The sequence below is a fragment of the Ensifer sp. NM-2 genome (assembly GCF_003024455.1).
Classification (GTDB): Bacteria; Pseudomonadota; Alphaproteobacteria; order Rhizobiales; family Rhizobiaceae; genus Ensifer; species Ensifer canadensis.
The window spans coordinates 1-954 of record NZ_PVZR01000065.1; the positions used below are offsets into that span (position 1 = coordinate 1).

A 954-nucleotide genomic window follows, 5' to 3' on the forward strand; every position below is an offset into this window, starting at 1 on the left:
TGGGTGTAGCGCGACAGATACGCCAGAACGGCCTCGGGTCCGGCGAAGGGTGGCTTGGCGTAGACGAACCAGTTCTTTTTTCTGAGCGGCACCAGGAATTTAACAAAGGAGCTGCGCTCGCTTAAGCCAGCATGATCGCCGAAGAACTTCAGCTGGCCGGCGGCATGGGCCTCAGTGAGCTTCGCCAGGAAGAGGCGGCGGAACAGCCTTGAGAGCACGCGCACGGGCAGGAAGAAGCCGGGTCGGCATGACACCCACCGCTCACCATCGAGCGCGATGCCGCCGCCGGGCACGATCATGTGCACATGCGGATGATGGGTCATCGCCGAGCCCCACGTATGCAGCACGGCGGTGATGCCGATGCGTGCGCCCAGGTGCTTGGGATCGGCCGCGATGGTGAGCATGGCCTGCGAGGCGGCACGGAAGAGGAGATCATAGATTATCCTCTTGTTGTGATAGGCGATGTCGGCGACCTCGACCGGTAGCGTGAAGACAACATGGAAATAGCCGACGGGCAGCAGATCGGCCTGGCGCGCGGTGAGCCATTCCCTTGCCGCCGCACCCTGGCACTTGGGGCAGTGACGATTGCGGCAGCTGTTATAGGCGATGCGGCTATGGCCGCAGTCCTCGCATGCCTCGACGTGACCGCCGAGGGCTGCGGTGCGGCAGCTCTCGATCGCCGACATTACCTTCAACTGGCCGAGGCTCAAGTGACCGGCATGGGTCGCGCGCCAGGCGGCGCCATGGCGGTGGAAGATATCGGCGACCTCTAGTAACGGGCGGCTCACCGCCACGCGTCACGCGTCCGGTCTGGTCTCGTTCTCTGGCAGAAGTCTGATCCGGTCGAGCGGGCTCATCACGGCGCGGATGGTCTTGGTGGCGACGCGGGCATAGAGCGCGGTCGTATCAAGTTTGGCATGGCCGAGCAGGACCTGGATGACGCGGATGTCGACG

General features: G+C 64.0%; 1 protein-coding gene and 1 pseudogene. Both read right to left on the reverse strand.

The window, feature by feature from the left end; all coding sequences use genetic code 11:
* Positions 1-788 (reverse strand): transposase (locus C6558_RS38750; RefSeq protein WP_107028843.1); only part of this gene is annotated, 788 nt, incomplete at its 3' end.
* Between the two features lie 9 nt (positions 789-797).
* A pseudogene (locus tag C6558_RS41330) lies at positions 798-954 on the reverse strand (integrase); the annotation flags it as partial.